Genomic DNA, 21,389 nt, shown 5'->3' with positions numbered 1-21,389 from the left:
TTACCAAGAGTGCGCCCCTTCGGAGGTTGCCAACGACTTTGGTAGGTTCGCCTGGCTGTTGAACAGGCCGACTGCCGCCACAATGAAGCCTTGTGTGGGAATTAGCTGCTCTTGATGCGTCCCTTTTTTGCCCTCGCAATCTTGCTTGCGCTCGCTTTTGCGTTGCCCGCCCAGGCGTTCGAAGTCATTTCCGTCCCCGAGGACGTGAATGCCGTCAATCTATCCGATGTCATCGAGATCGTGCCCGGGACTGAGGGCCGCGTGCAGCTTTCGACCGCGCCTGACGCCGACGGCATTATTCGCCGCATCGAGGTGCTGGCGAGCGAGCAGGGGACCAATCCCTCCTTCGCGCTCTTTGCCCTGCGTAACGATTCCGACCAGCAGATCGAGCGCCTGCTCGTTGCGCCCTTTTATCGCCTGCCGGGCTCCGGCGTGTTCCAGCCCGATCTCGGCGATGCGCGCATCACGGCGGTGACGCCAAGCGCCGGTATTCGGCCGGTCAAACTGACCGATCCGGAAGCAGACGTTTTCGAGGTCACGCTCGACCCCGGTTCGACAGTGACGCTGATTGCCGAGCTGTCGTCCGGCGCGCTGCCCGAACTCTATCTCTGGCAGCCGAACGCCTATCGCGACTATGTCAATTCCTTCACGCTCTTCCGCGGCGTGGTGCTGGGCGTCGCTTCGCTTGCCGCGGTGTTTTTGACCATCATGTTCGTGGTCAAGGGGCGCGGGGTATTTCCGGCGACGGCGGCATTCGCCTGGGCGGTGCTGGCCTATCTGCTCATTGATTTCGGTATTTTGGGTCGCCTGTTCGGGCTCTCTGCCGGTGGGCTGCAGCCGCTGCGCGCTGCCGCGGAGGCGGGCATAGCCACGACCCTTGCCGGGTTCCTGTTCATTTATTTGAACCTCCATCGCTGGCACCTGCGCTTCATCCATCTGGCACTGGGGCTTTCGGCGCTGTTTCTGGCACTCTTCGGCTTTGCCTTCTTCCAGCCCGAGATTGCCGCGACCATTTCGCGTCTGGTGCTGGCGCTGCTGGGGCTTTCGGGCTTCTTCCTGATCCTCTTGCTGGCGCTGCGCGGTTATGATCGTGCCGTGCTGCTGGTGCCGACCTGGATCATCTTCATTGCCTGGCTGTTCTATTCCTGGCTGGTGATTTCGGGTCAGGTCTCCAATGACGTCGCTCAACCCGCCGTGGGTGGCGGTCTCGTGCTGGTCGTCATGCTGCTTGGCTTTACCGCGGTGCAACATGCCTTCTCGGAGGGGCAGGTGACCATCGGCACCCTCAGCGAGGTCGAGCGCCGCGCGCTGGCGCTGACCGGCTCGGGTGACTTCGTTTTTGACTGGAATATCGATCGCGACCGCGTCAGCGTTGGCGATGAACTGTCCACCCGGCTTGGGGAAAAGCGCGGCGCTCTGCGCGGCGCCATCAAGCGTTGGCTCGATCGCGTGCATCCCGACGACCGCGACCGTTTCCGCACCGCCTTCGATACGCTGGTGGAACTGCGCCGCGGCAAGGTTTCGGCCGATATGCGCATTGCCGGCCACGACGGTAATTACCGTACCTTCCGCATGCGGGTGAAACCGGTGCTGGGCGGCGATGGCCAGGTCAACCGCATCGTCGGCACCTTGCAGGATGTCACCGAGGACCGCGCCGCCCGCGAGCGCCTGCTCCACGACGCTGTGCATGACAGCCTCACGGGTCTGCCGAACCGCCAACTGTTGCTCGACCGGCTCGAACGCGCTCTGGTACGTGCGCGCCAGCCCGGCGGCACCAAACCGGCTGTGTTCCTCATCGACATCGACCGGTTCATGGAGCTCGAAGAGCGGATCGGCCATTCGGCAGCGGACTCGGTGCTGCTCGCCATTTCGCGCCGCATCGCCCGCGTCATGCGTCCGCTCGATACCGTGGCGCGCATATCAGGCGATCAGTTCGCGGTGATTCTCGCCTCCGAACAGACCGCCGGCAAGATTGCCGAAAACGCCGAGCAAATCCGCAAGGCGCTAAAGGCCCCGTTCAATTTCGGCGACCGCGATCTCACCATTTCGGCCTCGATCGGCGTTACCATCTACGATGGCAATCCGGCGGAAGCGGCCGATGTGCTGCGCGATGCCGAATTGGCCATGTATTACGCCAAGCGCCTCGGCGGCGACCGCATCGAAGCCTATCGCGCCTCGGCCCGCTCCATCGCCAATTACAACCGCGCCAGCGAGGAAGACCTCGAGCGCGGCATGCGGCAGGGCGAACTGCATGTGCAGTATCAGCCGGTGATGAATATCAGTTCGGGCCAGATTATCGGCGCCGAAGCGCTGATGCGCTGGAACCATCCGACCCGCGGCGTGGTCAACCCCGATGAATTCGTGCCGCTCGCGGAGCGTTCGGGCCAGATCGAAAAGCTCGGCCGCCTAGCCTTCGAACAGGCTGCGGCACAGGCCAAGGATTGGATGACGACGATCGGCCTGCCCGAAGATTTCTTCATCTCGGTCAATCTTTCGCCGACGCAGCTGGCGACCGAAACCCTGCTCAATGACCTGCGCAATCTCGTTTCGCAGGACAAGACCCTGGCGGGGCACCTGAAGCTTGAAATCACCGAGGGGCAGGTGATGAGCAATCCCGAGCACTCTGCCTATATGCTCGAAGCCCTGCGCAGCCTTGGCCTTGGTCTGGCGCTCGACGATTTCGGCACCGGTAGCTCATCGCTGGGCTACCTGCACCGCTTCCCCTTCGACACGATCAAAATTCCGGCCGCCTTCGTCAAGATGGGCACCGAGACCGGCATTCCCCATACGCAAGCGCCGATCATCCGCGCCATTGTCGGACTGGCCGAAGATCTCGATCTGATGGTCGTAGCTGAGGGCGTCGAAACGCTCGACGAGATCGAGCGCCTGCGCCAGCTCAATTGCCGCTTCGCCCAAGGCTTTGCCTTTGGCACGGCCATGACGGGACCGGAAATGGCGAAAAAGCTGCTGGCGCAATTGGGGCGGTAGCCTTTCTTCACCTCTCCTTTGGGGGAGAGGTGAAGAAAGCAGCAACGCCTAGGCGTGCCCAGCGTCGGGACTGAGCGTCGCTCGCGTAATGTGGAGGCTTTCGAGCGCCTTTTCGTAGCGCTCTTCTACCGGTACATCGAACAGCAGTTCGCGGTTGAACGGCACGGTCAGCCAGCCGTTCTCGGCAATTTCCCGTTCGAGCTGGCCGGGGCTCCAGCCGCAACAGCCCAGTGCGAACAGCGACGCCTTCGGCGCCGGGCCAAAGGCCATGGCTTTTAGCACATCCAGCGTTGCCGTCAGTCCGATCTCCTCGGTGACCTTGTAGGTATTGCCGCTATGGTAATCCGCCGTGTGCAGCACGAAGCCGCGGCTCTTTTCCACCGGGCCACCGCGCAGCACGGAGCGATCGCGGATGCGGTCGGGCAGGCGGATAACGGCATCGGGATCGCCGAGGTCGAGTTCGTCGAGAATGTCGGCAAAGGTGAGATTGGCAAGCTCGTGATTGACGACGAGTCCCATGGCGCCCTCGTCGCCATGGCCCACAAGCAAAATGACGCTTTCGGCGAAGCGCTCATCCTCCATGCCCGGCATGGCCACCAGGAACTGTCCTTCAAGTGTGTTCATGGCTTTGATTTTAATCCCCGGGCGCATGTCTGCCAAGCGCTTGCAGGCCGTGAGGTAAACCCAAAGCCTTCACGAAGGCCTGAACTCACGTCAGCTATTCCTTCATCCTCTGCTGCGCTAATGGCTTGCCCATGTGTAATCTTGCCCTCGCTACCATCGCTTCGCTGCTGCTTGTTTCCGCTCCCCTCGCGGGGGAAACGGAATGGCAAGAAGTTGTACCCGGGGTAAAGCTGCGCCTGGTGAGCGCGGGTCAGGTCAGGCCCGACGGGGCGGCGCTTTTCGGTCTTGAAATCGAAATGCCCGACAATACCAAAACCTATTGGCGCGTACCCGGCGAAACCGGTTTTCCGGCCGAACTTGATTTTGCCGGGTCCGACGGCGTCAAATCGGCTGAGATCGTCTGGCCGCATCCCAAGCTCGATACAAGTTCGGGCTATGTCGATTTCGCCTATTTCGGCAATACGATGCTGCCCATCGCGGTAAACGCCGATGATCCGACGGGCAATGTCGTGGTTTCGGCGATGCTCGGCATCTGTTCGGACATCTGCCTGCCGGCCCAGGCCAATTTCGCTCTGCCGCTGACCGATGCCGAGCCCGACCGGCCCAATGCTCTGCGGATCAAGCAGGCGCTGTCCGAGGCGCCAATCGCCTGGAGCGAGGGCGAAGAGCCCATCGGGAAGATAGAGTATCGTCCGCAGGACAAGACCCTGGCGGTTTGGCTCGATGAGGATACGGTCGATATCTCGACGCTGATCGTTGCCACCGAAACGGGGACGCCGCTCTTTGGCGTGCCGCAAAAAAGCCCGCAAGACGGCCTAGTGCTGCTTCCTATTCTGACGAAAACCGAGAATAGTACTCTCGAGGGCGAGGACGTTCAGGTGTCGTTCATGACCGGTATGGGAGCTTTCGAGCTTTCGCGAACCATTAGTGCTGGTCCGGCGAGCAATTAATCCCCGACAGGCCCTTTGGGCTTGTAACGAGCGGCCAAGCCGCCTATCGCGGGATAGCGTTTTTGGAGTATGGCGATGTCTAGTCGCCAATGGGCATGGGGCAAATCCTCTTATGATTGAGCGTGGCAATGCGATCCCTTCGGTTGGGATCAAGCTGGTGAATGCGTCCGGCGTAGCCGAAACCACCAGCGACGCCGTCCTTGGCTCGGGCACAGTGGTGCTGTTCTCCGTTCCGGGAGCGTTTACGCCCACCTGCCACGTCAACCACTTGCCGGGTTTTCTCGCCAATGCCAGTAAGCTCAAGGCAAAGGGTGTCGACCGCATCATCTGCGTCGCCGCCAATGACGCCCATGTCATGAAGGCCTGGGCCGAGGCTTCCGACGCGCTTGGCGCGATCGAATTCATCGCCGACGGTAATGCCGACCTCGCCAGGGCGCTCGGTCTTGCCAAGGATTTTTCCGCCAGCGGCATGGGCACGCGTTATGCGCGCGCTGCCATGATTGTGCGCAATGGCGCGGTGAGCGATATTTTTGTGGAGGACGCCCCCGGCGTCAACGCCAGCGGTGCCCCTGCCGTGCTTATGGCGCTAGAAACGGCAAACGCTTAATTGAGGCGGGAGATAACCATGACCAAGCCGACCTTCACCCGACTTGTCGCTCTGGCCGGCCTCAGCGTCGCCCTTGCCGGCTGCTCCATGGGCAGCATGTTTGGCGGCGGCGGCAGTTCCAGCGCCAACCTGCAGAACGCAACCGCGACGCCGCAGGCCGTGGCGCAGGCCCAGACCAATGCGCTGCCGGCCATTGCCACCGAATGCCCGCCGATCAAGGTGCGCGTCGGCGGCGAGGCCATGTATTATTATGGCGGCGGCCGCACCGGCGATGCAAGGGCGCTGCAATATCAGGGCGTGATCGACGAAGTGACGCGCAATTGCGTCGTCTCGAATGGCCTCATCACCGTCAATATGGGCGCCTCGGGCCGCGTGTTGCTTGGGCCCGCCGGCAACCAGACTTCGGTCAACGCGCCGATCCGCTTTGCGGTCGAGCGCGATGGCCAGGCCGTGTTCTCGGAAAAATACACCATCCCCGTCGCCCTGACCCCGCCAGCCCAGTCGGCCGAGTTCGTCAAGGTCGTGGAAAATGTCGCCATTCCCTATCTTGGTGGTGAAGCGATCACCATCTGGGTTGGCTTCGATACGCGTGGCTAAGGATTTGAAACCTCGGAATTGAAAAGGGCGGCCTCTCGGCCGCCCTTGCTTTATTCGGCTGCCTGCGGCAGGTCCGCTGGCTTTTCCCACTTCAGCACCGGCTGGCGCGCCGCTCGGGTCTCGTCGAGACGGCGGCGGGGGGCCTTGGTCGGGGCCGCGGTAAAACGCTGCTTGTTGCCCGCGATGGCGTCAGTGGCGAGCTCCGCCATCACGTCGCAGAAGCGATCGAGCGTCTGCTTGCTCTCGCTCTCGGTGGGTTCGATCAGCATGGCGCCATGCACCACCAGCGGGAAATACATGGTCATGGGATGGAAACCTTCGTCGATCAGCGCCTTGGCGAAATCAAGCGTCGACACGCCTGTTTCCTTGAGGAAGCTGTCGTCGAAGAGCGCTTCATGCATGGTCGGATAATCGGGGAAGGGCACAGAGAATATGTGCTGCAGGCGCGCCTTGATGTAGTTCGCGTTGAGCACTGCGTCCTCTGCCGCCTGCGCGAGGCCATCGCCGCCATGGCTGAGCATATAGGTCAGCGCGCGGACATACATGCCCATCTGGCCATGGAAGGCAGTCACCCGGCCAAGGGCGTCCCCTTCCATGTGCTCGACCATTTCGAGGCCATTGGCGCCCTTGCGGACGAAGGGGACCGGCGCGAAGGGCGCGAGGGCCTCGGAGAGTACCACGGGACCCGCACCCGGACCGCCGCCGCCATGCGGCGTCGAAAAGGTTTTGTGGAGGTTGATGTGCATGGCGTCGATGCCGAGATCGCCCGGACGCACGACGCCCATGATGGCATTGAAATTGGCGCCATCGCAGTAAAAGAACGCGCCGGCATCGTGCACTGCCTTGGCAATCTCGATCACCTGGGGCTCGAAGAGGCCGCAGGTATTGGGATTGGTCAGCATGATGGCGGCGACGTCGGGCGAGAGAGCCGATTTCACTGCTTCCACATCGACGGTGCCGTCTTCGCGGGCCGGCACGGATTTGACCAGATAGCCGAGGAAGGCCGCGGTCGCGGGATTGGTGCCATGGGCGCTGTCGGGCACGAGCACGACATTGCGGTGTGCCTGGCCCCTGGCTTCCTGCGCTGATTTGATGGCCATCATGCCCAGCAGTTCACCATGGGCGCCAGCCTTGGGCGACAGGGCCACGGCGGCGGTATTGGTGAGGGTAAGAAGCCAGTGACTGAGCTGGTTCATCATTTCCAGCGCGCCTTGCACGGTGGACACCGGCTGCAGCGGGTGGATGTCCGAGAAGCCGGGCAGGCGGGCCATTTTCTCGTTGAGGCGCGGATTGTGCTTCATCGTGCAGGAACCGAGCGGATACATGCCGCTATCGATGGAATGGTTCATGCGGCTGAGGCGCACATAGTGGCGCATGGCTTCGGGCTCGGTGAGGCCGGCGAGATCGAGCTTGGTCTTGCGACCGAAACCGCCGAGGCGGTCATTGCTCAGAGTGACGTCGGGCAGATCGACGCCGGAATGCTCGGTGTCGCCGATTTCAAACAGCAGTGGTTCATCGGGGATGAGCGCCGAGCCCGAAGCGCCGGTGCCGACAGTGCCGACGCCCGTGGGGCGGCCTTGCGTATTCATGCTCATGCCAGTTCCTCCGTCAGGGCGGCAGCGAGGGCGGCAATATCCGCGTCGGTGGTCAGTTCCGTTGCCGCGAGGATGATGAGGTTGTCGACGCTTCTGTCAGCGGGCAGCAGGCGGCTGACCGGGACGCCTGCGAGAATGCCGCGGCGAGCAAGGCGCTCGACGAGACTGGCAGCCGGCTGGGGCGTGCGCATGGTCATTTCGTTGAAGAAAGTCTTGTTGAGCACCTCTACGCCCGGCACGCCTTCAAGGGCGTCGGCCAGCTTGATGGCGTTGAAGTGGTTGAGACGGGCGAGGCGGACAAAGCCGGCTTCACCCAACAGACCCATATGGATCGAGAAGGCGAGGGCGCAGAGGCCGGAATTGGTGCAGATATTGCTCGTCGCCTTTTCGCGGCGGATATGCTGCTCGCGGGTCGAGAGGGTCAGGACGAAGCCTCTGTTACCATCGGCATCAACGGTTTCGCCACACAACCGGCCCGGCATCTGGCGGATGAATTCCTTCCGCGTCGCCATAAGACCGAGATAGGGACCACCGAAATTGAGCGCATTGCCGATCGACTGGCCTTCGGCCACGACGATATCAGCGCCAAGTGCGCCAGGAGCCTCAAGGAGGCCGAGGGAGACGACTTCGGTGACGACGACAATCAGCAGCGCGCCCTGGGCGTGGGCGGCTTCGGCTGCGGATTTGAGGTCGCGAAGATGGCCGTAGAAATCGGGGGTCTGGATGACGATGGCGGCGGTGTTGCCGTCGATCTGCTGGAGAATATCGCCCTGGCCCTCGGGGGAGGGCGAGAGGCAGACGAGGTCGGGATCGTCCTTGAGATAGGATTTTACGACGTCGCGATAGTGCGGGTGGAGGCCGCCGGAGAGGACGATCTTGTTCTTGCGCGTCAGTCGGCGGGCCATGAGGACGGCTTCGGCGGTGCCGGTGGAGCCGTCATAGAGGCTAGCGTTGGCGACATCCATGCCCGTGATCTTGGCGACCTGGGTCTGGAACTCGAACAGCATCTGCAGGGTGCCCTGCGAGATTTCCGGCTGGTACGGCGTATAGGCCGTAAGCCATTCGGAACGCTGGATTAAATGATCGACTGTCGCTGGCACATGGTGGCGATAAGCGCCGGCGCCGACGAAAAACGGGCCGTCGCCGGCCGCGTGATTCTTGCCCGCGAGGGCGCGCATATGGGCTTCGACGAGGAATTCCGGCTGATGTGCCGGCAGGCCCAAATCGAAGGATTTGAGGGCCGATTTGGGTACGGCTGAGAACAGCGCGTCGATATCGGCGGCGCCGATGACGCTGAGCATGTCGGCGCGTTCATGGGCAGAATGGGGAAGGTAGCGCATGAAAATCCGGGCGTCAGAGGGTTAGTTCGGCATAGCCGTCGGCATCAAGGAGGGTGTCGAGTTCGCTCGCGTCAGTGATGGCGATCTTGAACATCCAGCCGGCATTCTCGGAATCCGTGTTCACCAACCCGGGCTCATTGGTTAGCAGACTGTTAACTTCGACGACGGTTCCGGTTACTGGCGCGTAGATTTCAGAGGCAGCTTTGACAGACTCAACGACTGCGGCTTCGTCGCCCTTCTTGAGCGCCTTGCCGACGGCGGGGAGTTCGACGAAGACGATGTCGCCGAGCTGCTCCTGCGCATAGGGCGTGATGCCGACAATGCCGGTCGAACCCTCGACGCGGATATATTCGTGATCGGGCGTGAATTTCGTGGTCATGGCGGGGGCCTCAGACTGCTTTGCGGAAATAGCGGTGGGGAACGAAGGGTGTCGGCACGACTTCGGCGGCCTGGGCGCGACCACGCACCGACACCTGAAGTTTTGTGCCAATGGCGGTGAGCTCTGGCGGGACGAAGCCGAGGGCGATGGCCTTGCCGAGCGAGGGCGCGAAACCGCCGCTGGTGACGGTGCCGATAGTTTTGCCGGATGCGTCGAGAATTTCGGCGCCTTCGCGGGCCGGGGCGCCTTCGACGAGGAGGCCGACACGCTTGCGGGTGAGCTTGCCGTCGCGTTCGGCGAGGATGCGCTCGGCGCCGGGGAAATCGGCGGCTTCGCGGCGGCGTTTCGAGACGGCAAATCCGAGATCGGCTTCGATGGGGGAAACGGTCTCGTCGAGGTCGTGGCCGTAGAGCGGCAAGCCGGCTTCGAGCCGGAGGCTGTCGCGGGCGCCGAGGCCCATGGGTTTTACGCGCGGGTCGGTCAGCAATTCGTCCCAGAGGGCGATGGACATGTGGGCGGGGGCGAGAATTTCAAAACCGTCTTCGCCGGTATAGCCAGCGCGGGAGATGGTGAGGGGAACGCCATTCCACTCGAAGGTGCCGAACTGCATGAAGCCGAGATCGGCGGCGGGTGGGATCAGGGCGGCCATGACGTTGACGGCCTCGGGACCCTGGAGGGCGAGGAGGGCGCCATCGTCGGCGCGTTTTAGTGTCGCCTTGTCGCCGGCGGCGGCAGCAATGCGGGCGAAGTCGCCATCCTTGGTGCCGGCGTTGACGACGATAAAGAGCGTGCCCGGCGTGGTGGTGCGAGCGACCATCAGATCGTCGATCGTGCCGCCCTTGTCGTTGAGGAGCAGGGTGTAGCGGATCTGGCCGGGTTTCAGATTGAGAATGTCGCCGCAGATGAGGGGCTCGATCAGCGCGGAAATGGCGGCGTGATCGGCCTCGGCGTCGCCCGTTGGGGCGTTGAGGACGAGAAAGCTCGGGCCCATATGGCTGACATCGAAGAGGCCGGCATTGTCGCGCGTCCACTTGTGCTCGGTCATGATGCCGGTGGGATATTGCACGGGGAGGGCATAGCCGCCAAAGGGCACGATGCGGCCGCCGGCGGTGACGTGGCGCTCATAGAGCGGGGTGTGCTTGAGATCGTCTGAAGGCACTTCGGCCATGGGCACTCTCTGGTTCAAGGCGACACGACAAGGCTCCGCCAAACGGCGGGAATGCGTGCCCCCTCTGTCCTTGCCCTGAGAGATTTCCCAGCTGAGCGCCGGTTGCTACCTTCGGGGAGGCTCCGAAGAGCCTACTTTCCAGAGTTGTGACCCGACTGCGGTCCTTTTGCCTGAGAGTTTCCGGGGCGGTTGCTCCTTCGGCGCTGGCGTTTTCAGCCAGTCTCTCCCGCAGTCCCGGGCACCATGGGGAAGTTTTGCCGTGGCGTCAACGCGGAGTGTGGCGATGTTCACGGAAGGAGAGTTTCTTTGTGCCAAGGGAGCCGTTCTCCCCTTGAGGGAGAAGGTGCCCGAAGGTCACCGAATTCAAGAATTCGGTTGGGATGAGGGGTATTCTTGCGGTGGGAGCCACTCGCTCCTCTGCGGAGGATAGAATACCCCTCACCCTGGAATTTCTTCTGAACGAAGAAATTCCTGTCCCTCTCCCTCAAGGGGCGAGGGGAGGTGCGGTGGGTGGGGAGGCGCGGTGCCCCTTCTCCCCTTATGAGAGTAGGGGCACGAAGGGCGGATGAGGGGTACTTTCAAAACAAAAAAGGCGGACCCGAGGGCCCGCCTTCAAATTCTAAAAATCCAAAAAATCAGTTCAGGCGACCGGCTACGTCGGCGATGGCTTTGTCGACGACCTGGTTGCCTTTTTTGTTCATTTCGTCGGTGAGGACGAGACGGGCAGCTTCGACGGCGAGGTCGGCGGAGCGGGCGCGGACTTCGGCGACGGCCTGGGCTTCGGCCTGGGCGATCTTGTCTTCCACAGCCTTGGTGCGGCGGGTCACGAGATCGGCGAGCGACGCCTGGGCTTCGGCGGTGAAGCGGGTGGCTTCTTCCTGGGCGGCAGCGATGATGCCCTGGGCTTCGCTTTCGGCGGCAACGCGCTTCTGCTCATATTCGACGAGGAGGGCGGCAGCTTCTTCGCGCAGTTTCTTGGCCTGAGCCAGTTCGTCGGCAATTCTCTGGATCTGGCCGTCGAGCATCTTGCCCACGATACGCGGGATGCCGAAATAGAGTGCCATCGCGAGGAAAATGACGAGGGCGACGAGAGCGTAGAAGGAATTATCGAGTTCCATTGCCGCTTACTCCTTGCTGGCCTTGGCGACGGCAGCGCGGACGCTGTCGGCCGACACATCGCCGATGATCTGGCCGACGACGGTCTGGGCGGTTTCGGTGGCGATCTCGTCGACATGGGTCAGGGCATCGCGCTTGGTGGCGGCGATGCGGGTTTCGGCCTCGGTGACCTTGGCGGTCAGATCGGTTTCGACGGCGCTGCGCTTGGCAGCGAGGTCGGCCTGGATCTTTTCGCGGGTCTCGTTGGCAATACCCTGGGCCTTGGAGCGCGCATCAGCCAAGGCAGCCTCATAGGCGGCGATGGCGGCGTCGGTCTTCTGGCGCGAAGCATCGGCGGCCGCGAGGTCCGCGTCGACAATGCTCTTGCGATTTTCAAGAATGCTGCCGATGCGCGGCAGGGCAACCTTGCTCATCAGCACATAGAGCAGGCCAAAGGTGATGGCGAGCCACAGCAACTGGCTGGGGAAGGTCGCGGGGTCGAAGGGCGGGAAAACGCCTGAATCATGCTCGCCACCATGAGCTTCGGTGGTGGCATGGGTGTCAGCGGTCGGATCGGCATGGATATCGGCGGCGCCAGGCGCTGCGTCCACATGCTCTACGGCCGGTGCAGCCGCTTCCTGGGCGTAAACTTGCGTTACCATCAGGTGAGGTCCCGTAAAATCCGGTCAACCGGCCATGGCCGGACAAGAAGGCGCAGCCGGGAATAGCCCCGGCTGCGTAAAATTTGTCGCGCCGGAATTAGGCGACGAACAGCAGGATCAGAGCAACCAGGAACGAGAAGATGCCCAGAGCTTCGGTCACGGCGAAGCCGAAGATCAGGTTCGAAAACTGGCTGGGAGCAGCCGACGGATTGCGCAGGGCGCCCGTCAGGAAGCTACCGAAGATGTTGGCCACGCCAATAGCGGCGCCGGCCATACCGAAACAAGCAATACCGGCACCGATGAACTTTGCGGCTTCAGCTTCCATTTTTTAGTCCTTTCAAGCGACTTTAGCGGGGTTCTGGCGGAACAGCCCGCCGTGACTGGTAGTTAGTGAGACGGATGGATCGCGTCGTTGAGATACATGCAGGTCAGGACCGCGAAGACATAGGCCTGAACCGAGCCGACGAGAAATTCGAGGCCAGTGAGCGCAATGGCCATGATCATCGGCAGCGCCGAACCAAGAATGCCGAGGAAACCCAGCGAGCTCATGGTGACGATGAAGCCGGTGAAGACTTTGAGCGTGATGTGACCGGCCAGAATATTGCCGAACAGACGCACAGAGAGCGAAATCGGGCGGCTCATGAACGAGATGAACTCGATCGGCGCCACGATGGGAAGGATATAGCCCGGCACGCCCGAGGGAACGAAGAGCTTTAGGAACTTCGGGCCGTTCTTGAGGAAGCCGTAGATGACGACGGTCAGGAAGACCAGCATCGAGAGGGCGAAGGTGACGATGATATGGCTGGTGACGGTGAAGAAATAGGGCACCATGCCGAACATGTTGGCGACGAAAATGAAGGTGAAGAGCGAAAACACCAGCGGGAAGAAGACCATGCCCGAGGTGCCGGCGGCGCTGCGCACCATATTGGCCACAAACCCATAGAGCAGTTCGCTCACGAGCTGGGCGCGGCCGGGAACGACGCGCTTGGCCGAGGTGGTCAGGATCAGGTACAGCGAAATAACCGCGACCGTCGCTACCATGAACAGCGAAGAATTGGTGAAGGAGATGTTCAGGCCACTGCCTGCAGTGCCATCACCACCGAGGTGAATGGGGAACATGTCCTGGATGACGAACTGGTGGATCGGATCAGTACCGGCCAAGATAGAGCCCTCTAAACGTCATCATTTTTCTGTTTCGTCTGCCCCGGCCGAAACGGGCGGGAGAGGCGAAGCGGCGTTCATTTGCGCCACCACACGGGTGACATTGAGTATTCCAGCGGCAAAGCCCACCAAGAACATGATGAGCAATCCCCAGGGGCTGGTTCCCAGGCCAAGATCGATGAGGTAGCCAAAGCCGGTCCCCACCAGAATTGCAGCGATGAATTCGGTTCCGATGCGCATGCCGCGCGCCATTCCGCTCATCTGCTTGGGATCGTTACCCGCGGATCTATTGTCCTCAAGGTGCCGTTCCCGCTTGGCTGAAGCAATGCGCGATGCAAGATCACGCGTCGCCTCGCTGGCATTTTCCGGCTGGCCCTGGATTTTGGGCGGTTTTTCCATCCGCTTACTCCCCCTTGGCCTGCCTTTTCCCGGATTTGTCCAGGTGCCTATTCAGGTCGGGCGCAACATAGTGGCGGCCCCAAATAGTGTCAAGGCACGTAACGATCTGGTAAGTCTTTGATTTGCCGTGCGATTTCAACGAAATCCAAGGGTGCGGCATGCTGTCCACAGCTCAATTGTGGTGGAGTCGTGGCTGGGAAGGAGATTCCTAGAGATGGGGACGCCGTCCCTCAGTCCAGAATCGCCCCGCTTACATCACCGAACTCACCGCCTGCCGTCCTCGTCTTGGCGATGACTGCGTGCGGCGGCAACGACGAGATCACCATCGCGCTCGACAATGGTCAGGATCGTCCGCCTGTTGACGACGAAGGTCCGAGTGCCGGGGATCTTGCCCCGCTCTGTCATGCCAGGAAACTCTGCGAGCTGTTGGAGCGCACTGTCGATCCTGGTCTGGAAGTCCTTTGCGGCCGCCGAGCCGAAATCTTCCGCAATTCTTTCAGCTTCTCGCACCATCCAGCGCAACGCCTCTTCCGAGATACGGATGGCGCGCGGCATTATCCGGCTTTCTTGACGTGAGCGGCCGCACCACGGGCGATCGCGGCGTCAATGCGCGTCTTGGCACTATTCCAGTCCACGGTCTCGCCGCGATCAACCGATGCAATGCCCTCGGCGTCCGATAGAATTTCCTGACCCTCTCGATCGAGGTAAAACTGGAACGCCTGCAACATGACCCAGGTCCGATCGCGATCAAGGGCCCCGGCTATGCGTTCAAAGGCGTCAATCATGTCGCTGGGCACGCGAAGAGAGATTTGAGTGCGCTCGCCGTTTGCCATGAATCCCTCCATTGGGCGGTATTGGGTTTCGATGCATCCCAGCGTATACCGCTGAATTTCCGGGTCAAGCGCTTATGGCGTGCCTCAAACCACTTCGCGGAAACTTTCCGCCGTCTGCAGATCGACGGACACGAGTTGCGACACGCCGCGTTCGGCCATGGTGACGCCGAAGAGGCGATCGACGCGGCTCATGGTGATCGGGTTGTGGGTGATGACCATGAAGCGCGTATTGGTGCGCTGGCGCATCGAGTCGAGGAGGTTGCAGAAGCGCTCGACATTGGCGTCGTCGAGCGGGGCATCGACTTCGTCGAGGACGCAGATGGGCGCGGGATTGGTGAGGAAGACGGCAAAGATCAGGCTCATGGCGGTGAGGGCCTGTTCGCCGCCGGAGAGGAGGGTCATGGTCTGCGGTTTTTTGCCCGGTGGGCGGGCGATGATTTCGAGGCCGGCTTCGAGCGGATCGTCGCTTTCGACAAAGGTCAGTTCGGCCGTGCCGCCGCCAAAAAGGGTGGTGAAGAGTTCCTGGAAATAGGCGTTCACCTTGCCGAAGGCTTCATTCAATCGCGCGCGGCCTTCGCGGTTGAGGGCGGCAATACCGCCGCGCAGTTTGGCGATGGCTTCAATGAGGTCGTCGCGATCGGCGACCATGGTATCGAGCTTTTCCTGAACCTCTTCGGCTTCCTTTTCGGCCGAGAGATTGACCCCGCCGAGGCGCTCGCGCTCGGCTTTGAGCCGTTCGAGCTTTTGTTCGGTCGGCGTTTCGGGGGGCAGGGCTTCTTCGGGGCGGATGCCTGAAACTTCGAGGGTGCGGCTGGCGGGAATGCCGAGGCTTTCTTCGACCTGGCGCTCGATCTGCTGGCGCTGCGCCATGGTGCCCTTTAGGCGCTCTTCGATGCGGGTCAATTCGATGCGCACTTCGGAAAGGGCATCGGCGGCGCCGCGCAGTGACTTTTCGTGGTCGCGCCAGGCGGTCTGGGCGGCGTTGAAGCGGTCGCTGGCTTCAGAATGGTCGAGGTTCGCGTCTTCGATCTGGTCTTCCAATTGGGCGCGGCGGTCGGCGAAGCCTTCGGGAGCGGCGTCGAGTTCGTCGAGCTGGGCTTTTACCGCTGATGTGCGCTGGTCGAGGGTGGCGAGCTGGGCGGCGGCGCCATCGAAACGGCGTTGCCAGGCGGCGCGGTCGCGGGCCAGTTGATCGAGCCGGGAGGCGCGCATACGGGCGGCGCTTTCGAAATTGCCGAGGTTCAGGCGGGCCTGATCGGCGCGTTCGCGCAAGGCGGCGAGGCGCTCGTGCTCTTCTTCGAGGCGATGGACGAGATCGTCTTCTTCCCCTGCTTCTTCGAGGATGACGGCGGCTTCCTCGCGCACCGCTTCGGCTTCGGTGAGATTGCCGTGGAGGCGGGTATGAGCTTCTTCGAGGGCGGAGCGGCGGGAGGCGAGTTCGCCCTGGGCGCGAAGGGCGCGGTCGAGTTCGGTCTGGGCGAGGCTGATGGCGTGCTGGGCCTTGCGCCAGTCTTCGCGGCACCCGCGTTCGGCCTGGCGGGCGAGGTCGAGGGCGGACGTTTGGCTGTCGATGTCGCGGCGGAAGGCGTTGCGCTCGGCCTTGGCGCGCAAAACTTCCTCGTCGAGTTCGGCGAGGCGATTGCGCTGCGAAAGGCGGAGGGCGGCGGCGGTTGGGGCATCGGCGGCGGCGACAAAACCATCCCAGCGCCACATGGCGCCGTCGAGCGTAACGAGGCGCTGGCCGGGCCAAAGGGCGGGCATGAGGCCGGGACCGACGATATCGCTGACAAGCCCGATCTGATCGAGGCGGCGTTTGAGGAGCGGCGTGCCGGTGACATAGCGCGAGAGTGGTTCCGCACCCTGCGGCAGCGGCGGATCGTCATAGCCTTCGATGGCGATGGACCAGTGGAGGGGAGCGCCGGCATCCGAAGAGGCGTCGAGATCGTCGCCGAGAGCGGCGCCGAGGGCGGTTTCGTAGCCGGGTGTGACTTTTAGTTCGTCGACGATGGCGGGCCAGAGGCTGGAGCCGACATTGAGCATTTTGCCCAAGGTGGTCGCTTCGGCTTCGAGACCGGTGACGAGGGCATCGAGTTCGGCGAGGCGCGGGCGCATTTCGTCGAGTTTTTGCTGGGCGGCTGATGCTTCTTCCTCGGCCGTGAGAGCCGCGCTTTCGGCGATCTCGGCTTCTTCGTGGGCGGTTTCGAGCGCGTCCTGATGGCGCATCAGGGTTTCGTCGCCGGCAATGGTTTCGGCGATTTTGGCCATGTCGGCTTCGACGCCGGCGATTTCGCGCGTCAGGCGTTCGAGGCGGAGATCGGCATCGGCGACGGCGCGCTGGGCCTGGCCGCGGCGGACGCGCATCTGGGCGAGGCGGTCGGAAAGGAGGCGCGATTCGGTTTCGGCAGAGGCTGCGGCAGCGCGGGCCTCGTCGGCTTCGCGGCGAGCGGCTTCGAGGCTTTCAATGGCCTCTTCTTCTTCGGCCTCGATGCGTTCCTGCTCTTCCGCATAAGCGGCAAGGCTCGCTTCGCTTTCGGCGACCAGTTCGCGTTCGCGGCTGCCGTCCTGCGAGATTTGCCGGAGGCGTTCTTCGAGTTCGGTGCGGCGCTGCTGCAGGCGGCGCGATTCTTCGCTCAATTGCTCGAAGAGAATTTTGTAGCGCTGGAGAATGGCTGAGGTGACGGCCTCGCGTTCGCGCAAGGGGGCGAGGGCGGCTTCGGCCTCTTCGACGTTTTTCTGCGCCATGCGCTCGGCATGGGTGGCGTCGGCCAGTTTGCGGATGAGAACGGCCTGCGCAGCTTCGCCGTCTTTTTCGGCGGCGCGGGTGGCGACCCAGCGGATGTGGAAGAGCGTCGCTTCGGCGCGACGAATGTCGCCGGACAGGCCGCGATAGCGGATGGCGAGGCGGGCCTGGCGTTTCAGGGTTTCGAGCTGGGTGCCGATCTGGCCGATAATATCGTCGACGCGCTCAAGATTGCTCTCGGCAGCGCGGAGGCGGAGTTCGGCCTCGTGGCGGCGCGAATGGAGGCCGGAAATGCCGGCGGCTTCTTCAAGGAGAGCGCGGCGGGCGGTGGGTTTTGCCGCGATCAACTCGCCGATCTGGCCTTGGCGGACCATGGCGGGGGAATGGGCGCCGGTGGACGCGTCAGCAAAGAGCAGTTGCACGTCGCGGGCGCGCACTTCCTTGCCATTGACGCGATAGACGGAGCCCGCCTCGCGCTCGATGCGGCGGGTGACTTCGAGGACGTCGGCGGTGTTGAGGGCGGCGGGAGCGGTGCGGTCGGCATTGTCGAGGACCAGCGTCACTTCGGCCGAATTGCGGCCGGGGCGATTGCCGGAACCGGAGAAGATGACGTCGTCCATGCCGGAGGCGCGCATGGCCTTGTATGAGTTTTCACCCATGACCCAGCGCATGGCTTCGACAAGATTGGACTTGCCGCAGCCATTGGGGCCGACAATGCCGGTGAGGCCAGGCTCCATGACGAGAGTGGTTTCGTCGGAAAAGCTTTTAAAACCGTGGAGTTTGAGGCGGGAGAATTTCATGGGCTCAACCGCATGAAAAGCAGACGGGGTGCTGAGCTTGCCAACACCCCCTCCCAACCTCCCCCATCAAGGGGGAGGTGCCGATCGAGTATGCGGAGATTATTGCGCAGGGGTGGCCGGCGACATGGTGTCGGACGGCGCGACCGGAGACATGGTGTCGGCCGGAGCCGCGGGCGCCAGTGCGTCGGCGGCTGGGGCAGGAGCCATTGCGTCGGTTGCCGGGGCAGGGGTTGCAGCAGCGCCAGCGGCAGGAGCGACGAAATCGGCGGGCACAAGCGGGTCGATCTCGGCAGCGAGCTGCTCGAGCGTCTTGTCACCGGAAAGCGTCTTGCCATTGACATAGAAGGTCGGCGTGCCCTGGAGCCCGAATTCGTTCAGCGCCTGTTCGCGCATGGCTTCCATGCCAGTGAACAGGTCCTGATTCGTCAAGGCAGCGTCAAAACTTTCCTTGGTAAAACCGAGCTGGGTGGCAATGGTATAGATCGCGTCGCGCGGGGTTTCGGAAACGCCCCATTCGCCCTGGGTCTTGAAATAGGTGCCGATGATATTGTGGTAATTGGTTTCGCCCGCGGCCTCGGCCAGCATGAAGATGGCGGCGTCGAGCACATTGCGCACGAAGGGGCGCAGGATGAATTTCACCTTGCCGGTATCGACATATTCGGCCTTGAAGGGCTCATAGACCGTGTTGTGGAAGGTCGCGCAATGCGGGCAAGTGGGCGAGGCATATTCGATGACCGTGACCGGAGCGTCGGGATTGCCCAGCACCTTGTCGGCGATACCACCGGCCGGCGCGAGCAGCTTGGCTTGATCGACAACGTCGCCTTCGGCGGCCTGCGCCCCGCTCAGGCCGCAAAGGCTCAGCGCAGAGGCGGCAGCGGCAAGGATAAGGGTCTCACGGCGGTTGAACTTCACGTGTCAGGCTCCTGATTATTGTTATGCGCGACACTACACATGGGCTTGGTGTCGGCAAGTGGGCATGATTATCACTTGGGGGTGAACACTCTATCCGCTTCACCTGTCCTGATCCCGAAACCGGCAACTACTTTCGGAGGGATGCTTATCTGCTTTTGTCCGATCTGCCGGAGAGCGCCAGGCCCAAAACCCGCAACGCTTCCCGCAGATCAGTATCCTCGATCTTTTCGACCGCGGTGCCGACCTTTGCGATGTCGCTCTGGCTCGGTTGCCTGTTCTTTTGAACCTTTGCGCCTGAACCGGGGGTGAATAGCTCGGCCGAGAGGCGCACTTCGTTGATGAGGTGATAGCCGAAATAGCGGTTGACCGTCTGGGCGATTTCGGGCGCGGCATGCTGGACGAAGAGGGCCTGGCCAGGGCCGCAGCGGAGATAGAGCACCGCGCCTTCGTGGCCATGGCCGGCACTGCGCGGCCAGACGAGCTTATCGGGCATGGTGGTCTGGTCATAAGGCGGCGGCGCGATGACGCGCCAATGGGTGATGATATCGCGGGTGGCAAAACCGCGCTTTTTCAGCACCGGATCGAGCGCGCCCGAAAGCACGTCAGCAACGCTGAGTGTCTTGTTCCTGCGTTTTGGTTCGGGCAGTTCCTTTTCGGCCATGAGGTTGGGAGTAGCGCTGGGGCGGGGGAGACGCAAGCGGGGTGTGTGGCCCCACCCCCTCCCATCCTCCCCCATCAAGGGGGAGGTGTCGCATCGAGTGTGACGCGCGATATGTTCAAGGTCACCGGTCTGCACCTCCCCCTAGATGGGGGAGGATGGGAGGGAGTGACGGCGCGCACAATTTTGTCGGACTTGAAGCCCTACCCCCAAAAATATATCCATCCGCCATGCCTCTCCTTGCCCCCCACCCCATCGACGCCGACGCCGTGCTCGCCTGGTATGATCGCCATGCGCGCACTTTGCCCTGGCGCGTTTCGCCGGCGGATCGGGCCAAGGGTGTGCATGCCGGTCCCTATCGCGTCTGGCTCAGCGAGGTGATGCTACAGCAGACGACGGTTGCGGCGGTGCAAAAGTATTTTTTGCGGTTTACCCAGCTCTGGCCGACGGTTTTTGACCTGGCCGCTGCGCCGCTCGATGCGGTGCTGCGCGAATGGGCCGGGCTTGGCTATTATGCGCGGGCGCGAAATCTCCATGCCTGCGCCGTGGCGGTGGTTGAAAACCATGGTGGGGTGTTTCCGAAGAGTTCGGAAGGTTTGCAGACCCTGCCGGGCATCGGCGCCTATACGAGCGCTGCGATCGCGGCGATCTGCTTTGACGAGCGGATTGCCGTGCTCGATGGCAATCTCGATCGGGTTTTGGCGCGATTTTACACGCTGCCCGTGCCGGTCCGGGAGGCGAAGGACGAATTGCGTTCGGCCCTGCAAGCAAGTGTGCCGGAGCGGGCGGGCGATTTTGCCCAGGCGATGATGGATCTCGGCGCGACCATCTGCGCGCCGCGCGTGGCCTCGTGCCTGATCTGTCCGCTGCAACGTGATTGCCTGGGAACGCGCGAAGGTGCGCCGACGCTTTATCCGATCAAGCCGGAAAAGGCGGAGCGTCCGGTGCGGCGCGGCCATGCCTTTGTGATGACGGACCAGAGCGGCGATGTTTACCTGCAATCGCGGCCGGGCAAGGGATTGCTCGGGGGCATGACCGAAGTGCCGACGTCGGAATGGTCATCCGACCTGTCCGAAGTTGCCTATCCCGTTTCGGGCCAATGGCGACATCGCGGGCAGGTGGTGCATGTGTTCACCCATTTCCGGCTGGAGCTGGAAGTGTGGTCTTCGCTCGTGCCGGCGGACGGTCTCGAAAATGGCTGGTGGAGCCAGCCATCGGCGCTCAAGGGCGAGGCCTTGCCGACGCTGTTCAGGAAAGTGCTGGCGCAGGCGGGGCTGGGGTAGGACGGGCCGCCAGTCCGGTGCTCTATTCGATCACCAGGTGATCCAAACGTCGCCGACGCCGCTCTGCCACATCGGGGCGCCGCGCCCGGCGTCGATGATGGCCTGGATGTGGGCCGACGGCTTGAAATAGTCGACGCCGACCATTTGCGACTTCACGTTGCCGCTGGCATCGTATGTGAAGGTTTCCTTCGACTTGTAGTTTACGCCCGGAACATCGGCGGCGAGTTGCGTCTTGACCGTTCCGTTGGCCATTGCCTCGCGCAGCGCCTCGGCCCCTGCGGGATTGGTCCGCTCGAGACGCGACAGCACCAATTGTCCCCGCATCTGCTTGCCGATCTCGGCGAGTTCCGCGTCGCTATGGGCAGGCTTCAGGCCCTCAAAGGCATCGCCCTTGGCGATCACGTCTTTGGCGGCATCGGAAAGGGACAGAAGCGTGGCACTGCCGGCCGGCTTTGCCGAAGCGCCCCCGCCACCCGATTGTGCGCTTTGGGACAGAGCGGAAGCGGGAGAATCGACAAGAACTCTCCAGCTGCTTTCACCCTGCGACGAAAAACCACCAACAATAGACACCGATAAATCTCCCAAAGAGCAAAGGTTT

Annotated in this window: 21 protein-coding genes and 1 riboswitch; of the genes, 5 read left to right on the top strand and 16 right to left on the bottom strand. The window is 62.5% G+C overall.

Annotated features, from left to right (window positions below):
• The first annotated feature begins 114 nt into the window (after positions 1–114).
• On the top strand, positions 115–2,988 hold the full coding sequence (locus ASD83_RS08420; RefSeq protein ID WP_056309626.1) for an EAL domain-containing protein: 2,874 nt from the start codon (positions 115–117) through the stop codon (positions 2,986–2,988).
• A gap of 48 nt (positions 2,989–3,036) precedes the next feature.
• Here the strand turns inward: ASD83_RS08420 and ASD83_RS08415 are convergent, their stop codons facing one another.
• Positions 3,037–3,612 (bottom strand): YqgE/AlgH family protein, encoded by a 576-nt coding sequence (locus tag ASD83_RS08415; RefSeq protein WP_082561074.1) that lies wholly within the window; start codon positions 3,610–3,612, stop codon positions 3,037–3,039.
• A 131-nt stretch (positions 3,613–3,743) separates the two neighbouring features.
• On the opposite strand from ASD83_RS08415, the gene ASD83_RS08410 reads away from it, so the two are divergent.
• The 3 genes from ASD83_RS08410 to ASD83_RS08400 all read left to right on the top strand — a co-directional run bounded on the left by ASD83_RS08410 (position 3,744) and on the right by ASD83_RS08400 (position 5,766).
• Complete coding sequence (locus tag ASD83_RS08410) at positions 3,744–4,562, top strand: protein-disulfide reductase DsbD domain-containing protein (RefSeq protein ID WP_056309622.1); 819 nt, start codon at positions 3,744–3,746, stop codon at positions 4,560–4,562.
• Between the two features lie 112 nt (positions 4,563–4,674).
• Entirely contained in the window at positions 4,675–5,169 is a 495-nt protein-coding gene (locus ASD83_RS08405; RefSeq protein WP_056309620.1) for a peroxiredoxin, read from the top strand.
• An 18-nt stretch (positions 5,170–5,187) separates the two neighbouring features.
• Entirely contained in the window at positions 5,188–5,766 is a 579-nt protein-coding gene (locus ASD83_RS08400) for a hypothetical protein (protein ID WP_056309619.1), read from the top strand.
• A gap of 50 nt (positions 5,767–5,816) precedes the next feature.
• Here ASD83_RS08400 and gcvPB read toward each other — a convergent pair whose 3' ends face one another.
• From gcvPB to ASD83_RS08330, 14 genes are all read right to left on the bottom strand, one after another.
• Positions 5,817–7,361, bottom strand: a complete 1,545-nt coding sequence (gene gcvPB / locus ASD83_RS08395; RefSeq protein WP_056309617.1) for an aminomethyl-transferring glycine dehydrogenase subunit GcvPB — start codon at positions 7,359–7,361, stop codon at positions 5,817–5,819.
• Positions 7,358–8,701: an aminomethyl-transferring glycine dehydrogenase subunit GcvPA gene (gene gcvPA, locus ASD83_RS08390; RefSeq protein WP_056309616.1), complete on the bottom strand. Its 1,344-nt coding sequence runs from the start codon at positions 8,699–8,701 to the stop codon at positions 7,358–7,360. Before gcvPA ends, gcvPB begins: the two co-directional genes overlap by 4 nt.
• A 13-nt stretch (positions 8,702–8,714) precedes the next feature.
• Positions 8,715–9,080: a glycine cleavage system protein GcvH gene (gene gcvH / locus ASD83_RS08385; RefSeq protein WP_056309614.1), complete on the bottom strand. Its 366-nt coding sequence runs from the start codon at positions 9,078–9,080 to the stop codon at positions 8,715–8,717.
• Between the two features lie 10 nt (positions 9,081–9,090).
• Positions 9,091–10,248, bottom strand: coding sequence for a glycine cleavage system aminomethyltransferase GcvT (gene gcvT / locus ASD83_RS08380; RefSeq protein ID WP_056309612.1), 1,158 nt, complete (start codon positions 10,246–10,248; stop codon positions 9,091–9,093).
• Between the two features lie 148 nt (positions 10,249–10,396).
• Positions 10,397–10,487: riboswitch (glycine riboswitch) on the bottom strand.
• 396 nt (positions 10,488–10,883) lie between these two features.
• Positions 10,884–11,366 (bottom strand): ATP F0F1 synthase subunit B, encoded by a 483-nt coding sequence (locus ASD83_RS08375; protein ID WP_056309610.1) that lies wholly within the window; start codon positions 11,364–11,366, stop codon positions 10,884–10,886.
• 6 nt (positions 11,367–11,372) lie between these two features.
• Positions 11,373–12,008 (bottom strand): F0F1 ATP synthase subunit B, encoded by a 636-nt coding sequence (locus tag ASD83_RS08370; RefSeq protein WP_413813491.1) that lies wholly within the window; start codon positions 12,006–12,008, stop codon positions 11,373–11,375.
• Positions 12,009–12,102: 94 nt separating this feature from the next.
• The gene (locus ASD83_RS08365) at positions 12,103–12,330 is read right to left on the bottom strand and encodes a F0F1 ATP synthase subunit C (RefSeq protein ID WP_046171556.1); all 228 of its coding nucleotides are present in this window, start codon (positions 12,328–12,330) and stop codon (positions 12,103–12,105) included.
• Between the two features lie 62 nt (positions 12,331–12,392).
• Complete coding sequence (locus ASD83_RS08360) at positions 12,393–13,166, bottom strand: F0F1 ATP synthase subunit A (RefSeq protein WP_413813484.1); 774 nt, start codon at positions 13,164–13,166, stop codon at positions 12,393–12,395.
• A gap of 21 nt (positions 13,167–13,187) precedes the next feature.
• A complete protein-coding gene (locus ASD83_RS08355) occupies positions 13,188–13,565 on the bottom strand; it encodes an AtpZ/AtpI family protein (protein WP_056309607.1) in 378 nt (125 codons plus the stop codon).
• A gap of 264 nt (positions 13,566–13,829) precedes the next feature.
• Positions 13,830–14,120 carry a type II toxin-antitoxin system RelE/ParE family toxin gene (locus ASD83_RS08350; RefSeq protein ID WP_056309605.1) on the bottom strand — a complete coding sequence of 97 codons (291 nt, stop codon included), beginning with the start codon at positions 14,118–14,120 and terminating at the stop codon, positions 13,830–13,832.
• The gene (locus ASD83_RS08345; RefSeq protein ID WP_082561073.1) at positions 14,120–14,398 is read right to left on the bottom strand and encodes a CopG family ribbon-helix-helix protein; all 279 of its coding nucleotides are present in this window, start codon (positions 14,396–14,398) and stop codon (positions 14,120–14,122) included. Before ASD83_RS08345 ends, ASD83_RS08350 begins: the two co-directional genes overlap by 1 nt.
• A gap of 84 nt (positions 14,399–14,482) precedes the next feature.
• Entirely contained in the window at positions 14,483–17,938 is a 3,456-nt protein-coding gene (locus ASD83_RS08340) for an AAA family ATPase (RefSeq protein WP_056309601.1), read from the bottom strand.
• 99 nt (positions 17,939–18,037) lie between these two features.
• Complete coding sequence (locus ASD83_RS08335; protein WP_056309600.1) at positions 18,038–18,850, bottom strand: DsbA family protein; 813 nt, start codon at positions 18,848–18,850, stop codon at positions 18,038–18,040.
• Between the two features lie 145 nt (positions 18,851–18,995).
• Positions 18,996–19,511 carry a DUF721 domain-containing protein gene (locus tag ASD83_RS08330; protein WP_056309598.1) on the bottom strand — a complete coding sequence of 172 codons (516 nt, stop codon included), beginning with the start codon at positions 19,509–19,511 and terminating at the stop codon, positions 18,996–18,998.
• Positions 19,512–19,738: 227 nt separating this feature from the next.
• On the opposite strand from ASD83_RS08330, the gene mutY reads away from it, so the two are divergent.
• Positions 19,739–20,791, top strand: coding sequence for an A/G-specific adenine glycosylase (gene mutY, locus ASD83_RS08325; protein WP_056309596.1), 1,053 nt, complete (start codon positions 19,739–19,741; stop codon positions 20,789–20,791).
• Positions 20,792–20,821: 30 nt separating this feature from the next.
• Here mutY and ASD83_RS08320 read toward each other — a convergent pair whose 3' ends face one another.
• Positions 20,822–21,361, bottom strand: a complete 540-nt coding sequence (locus tag ASD83_RS08320; RefSeq protein ID WP_056309594.1) for a hypothetical protein — start codon at positions 21,359–21,361, stop codon at positions 20,822–20,824.
• Positions 21,362–21,389: the final 28 nt, after the last annotated feature.

Origin of the sequence: Devosia sp. Root685, assembly GCF_001427875.1 — a bacterium.
Classification (GTDB): domain Bacteria; phylum Pseudomonadota; class Alphaproteobacteria; order Rhizobiales; family Devosiaceae; genus Devosia.
This window is presented reverse-complemented; position numbering and strand designations above follow the sequence as displayed.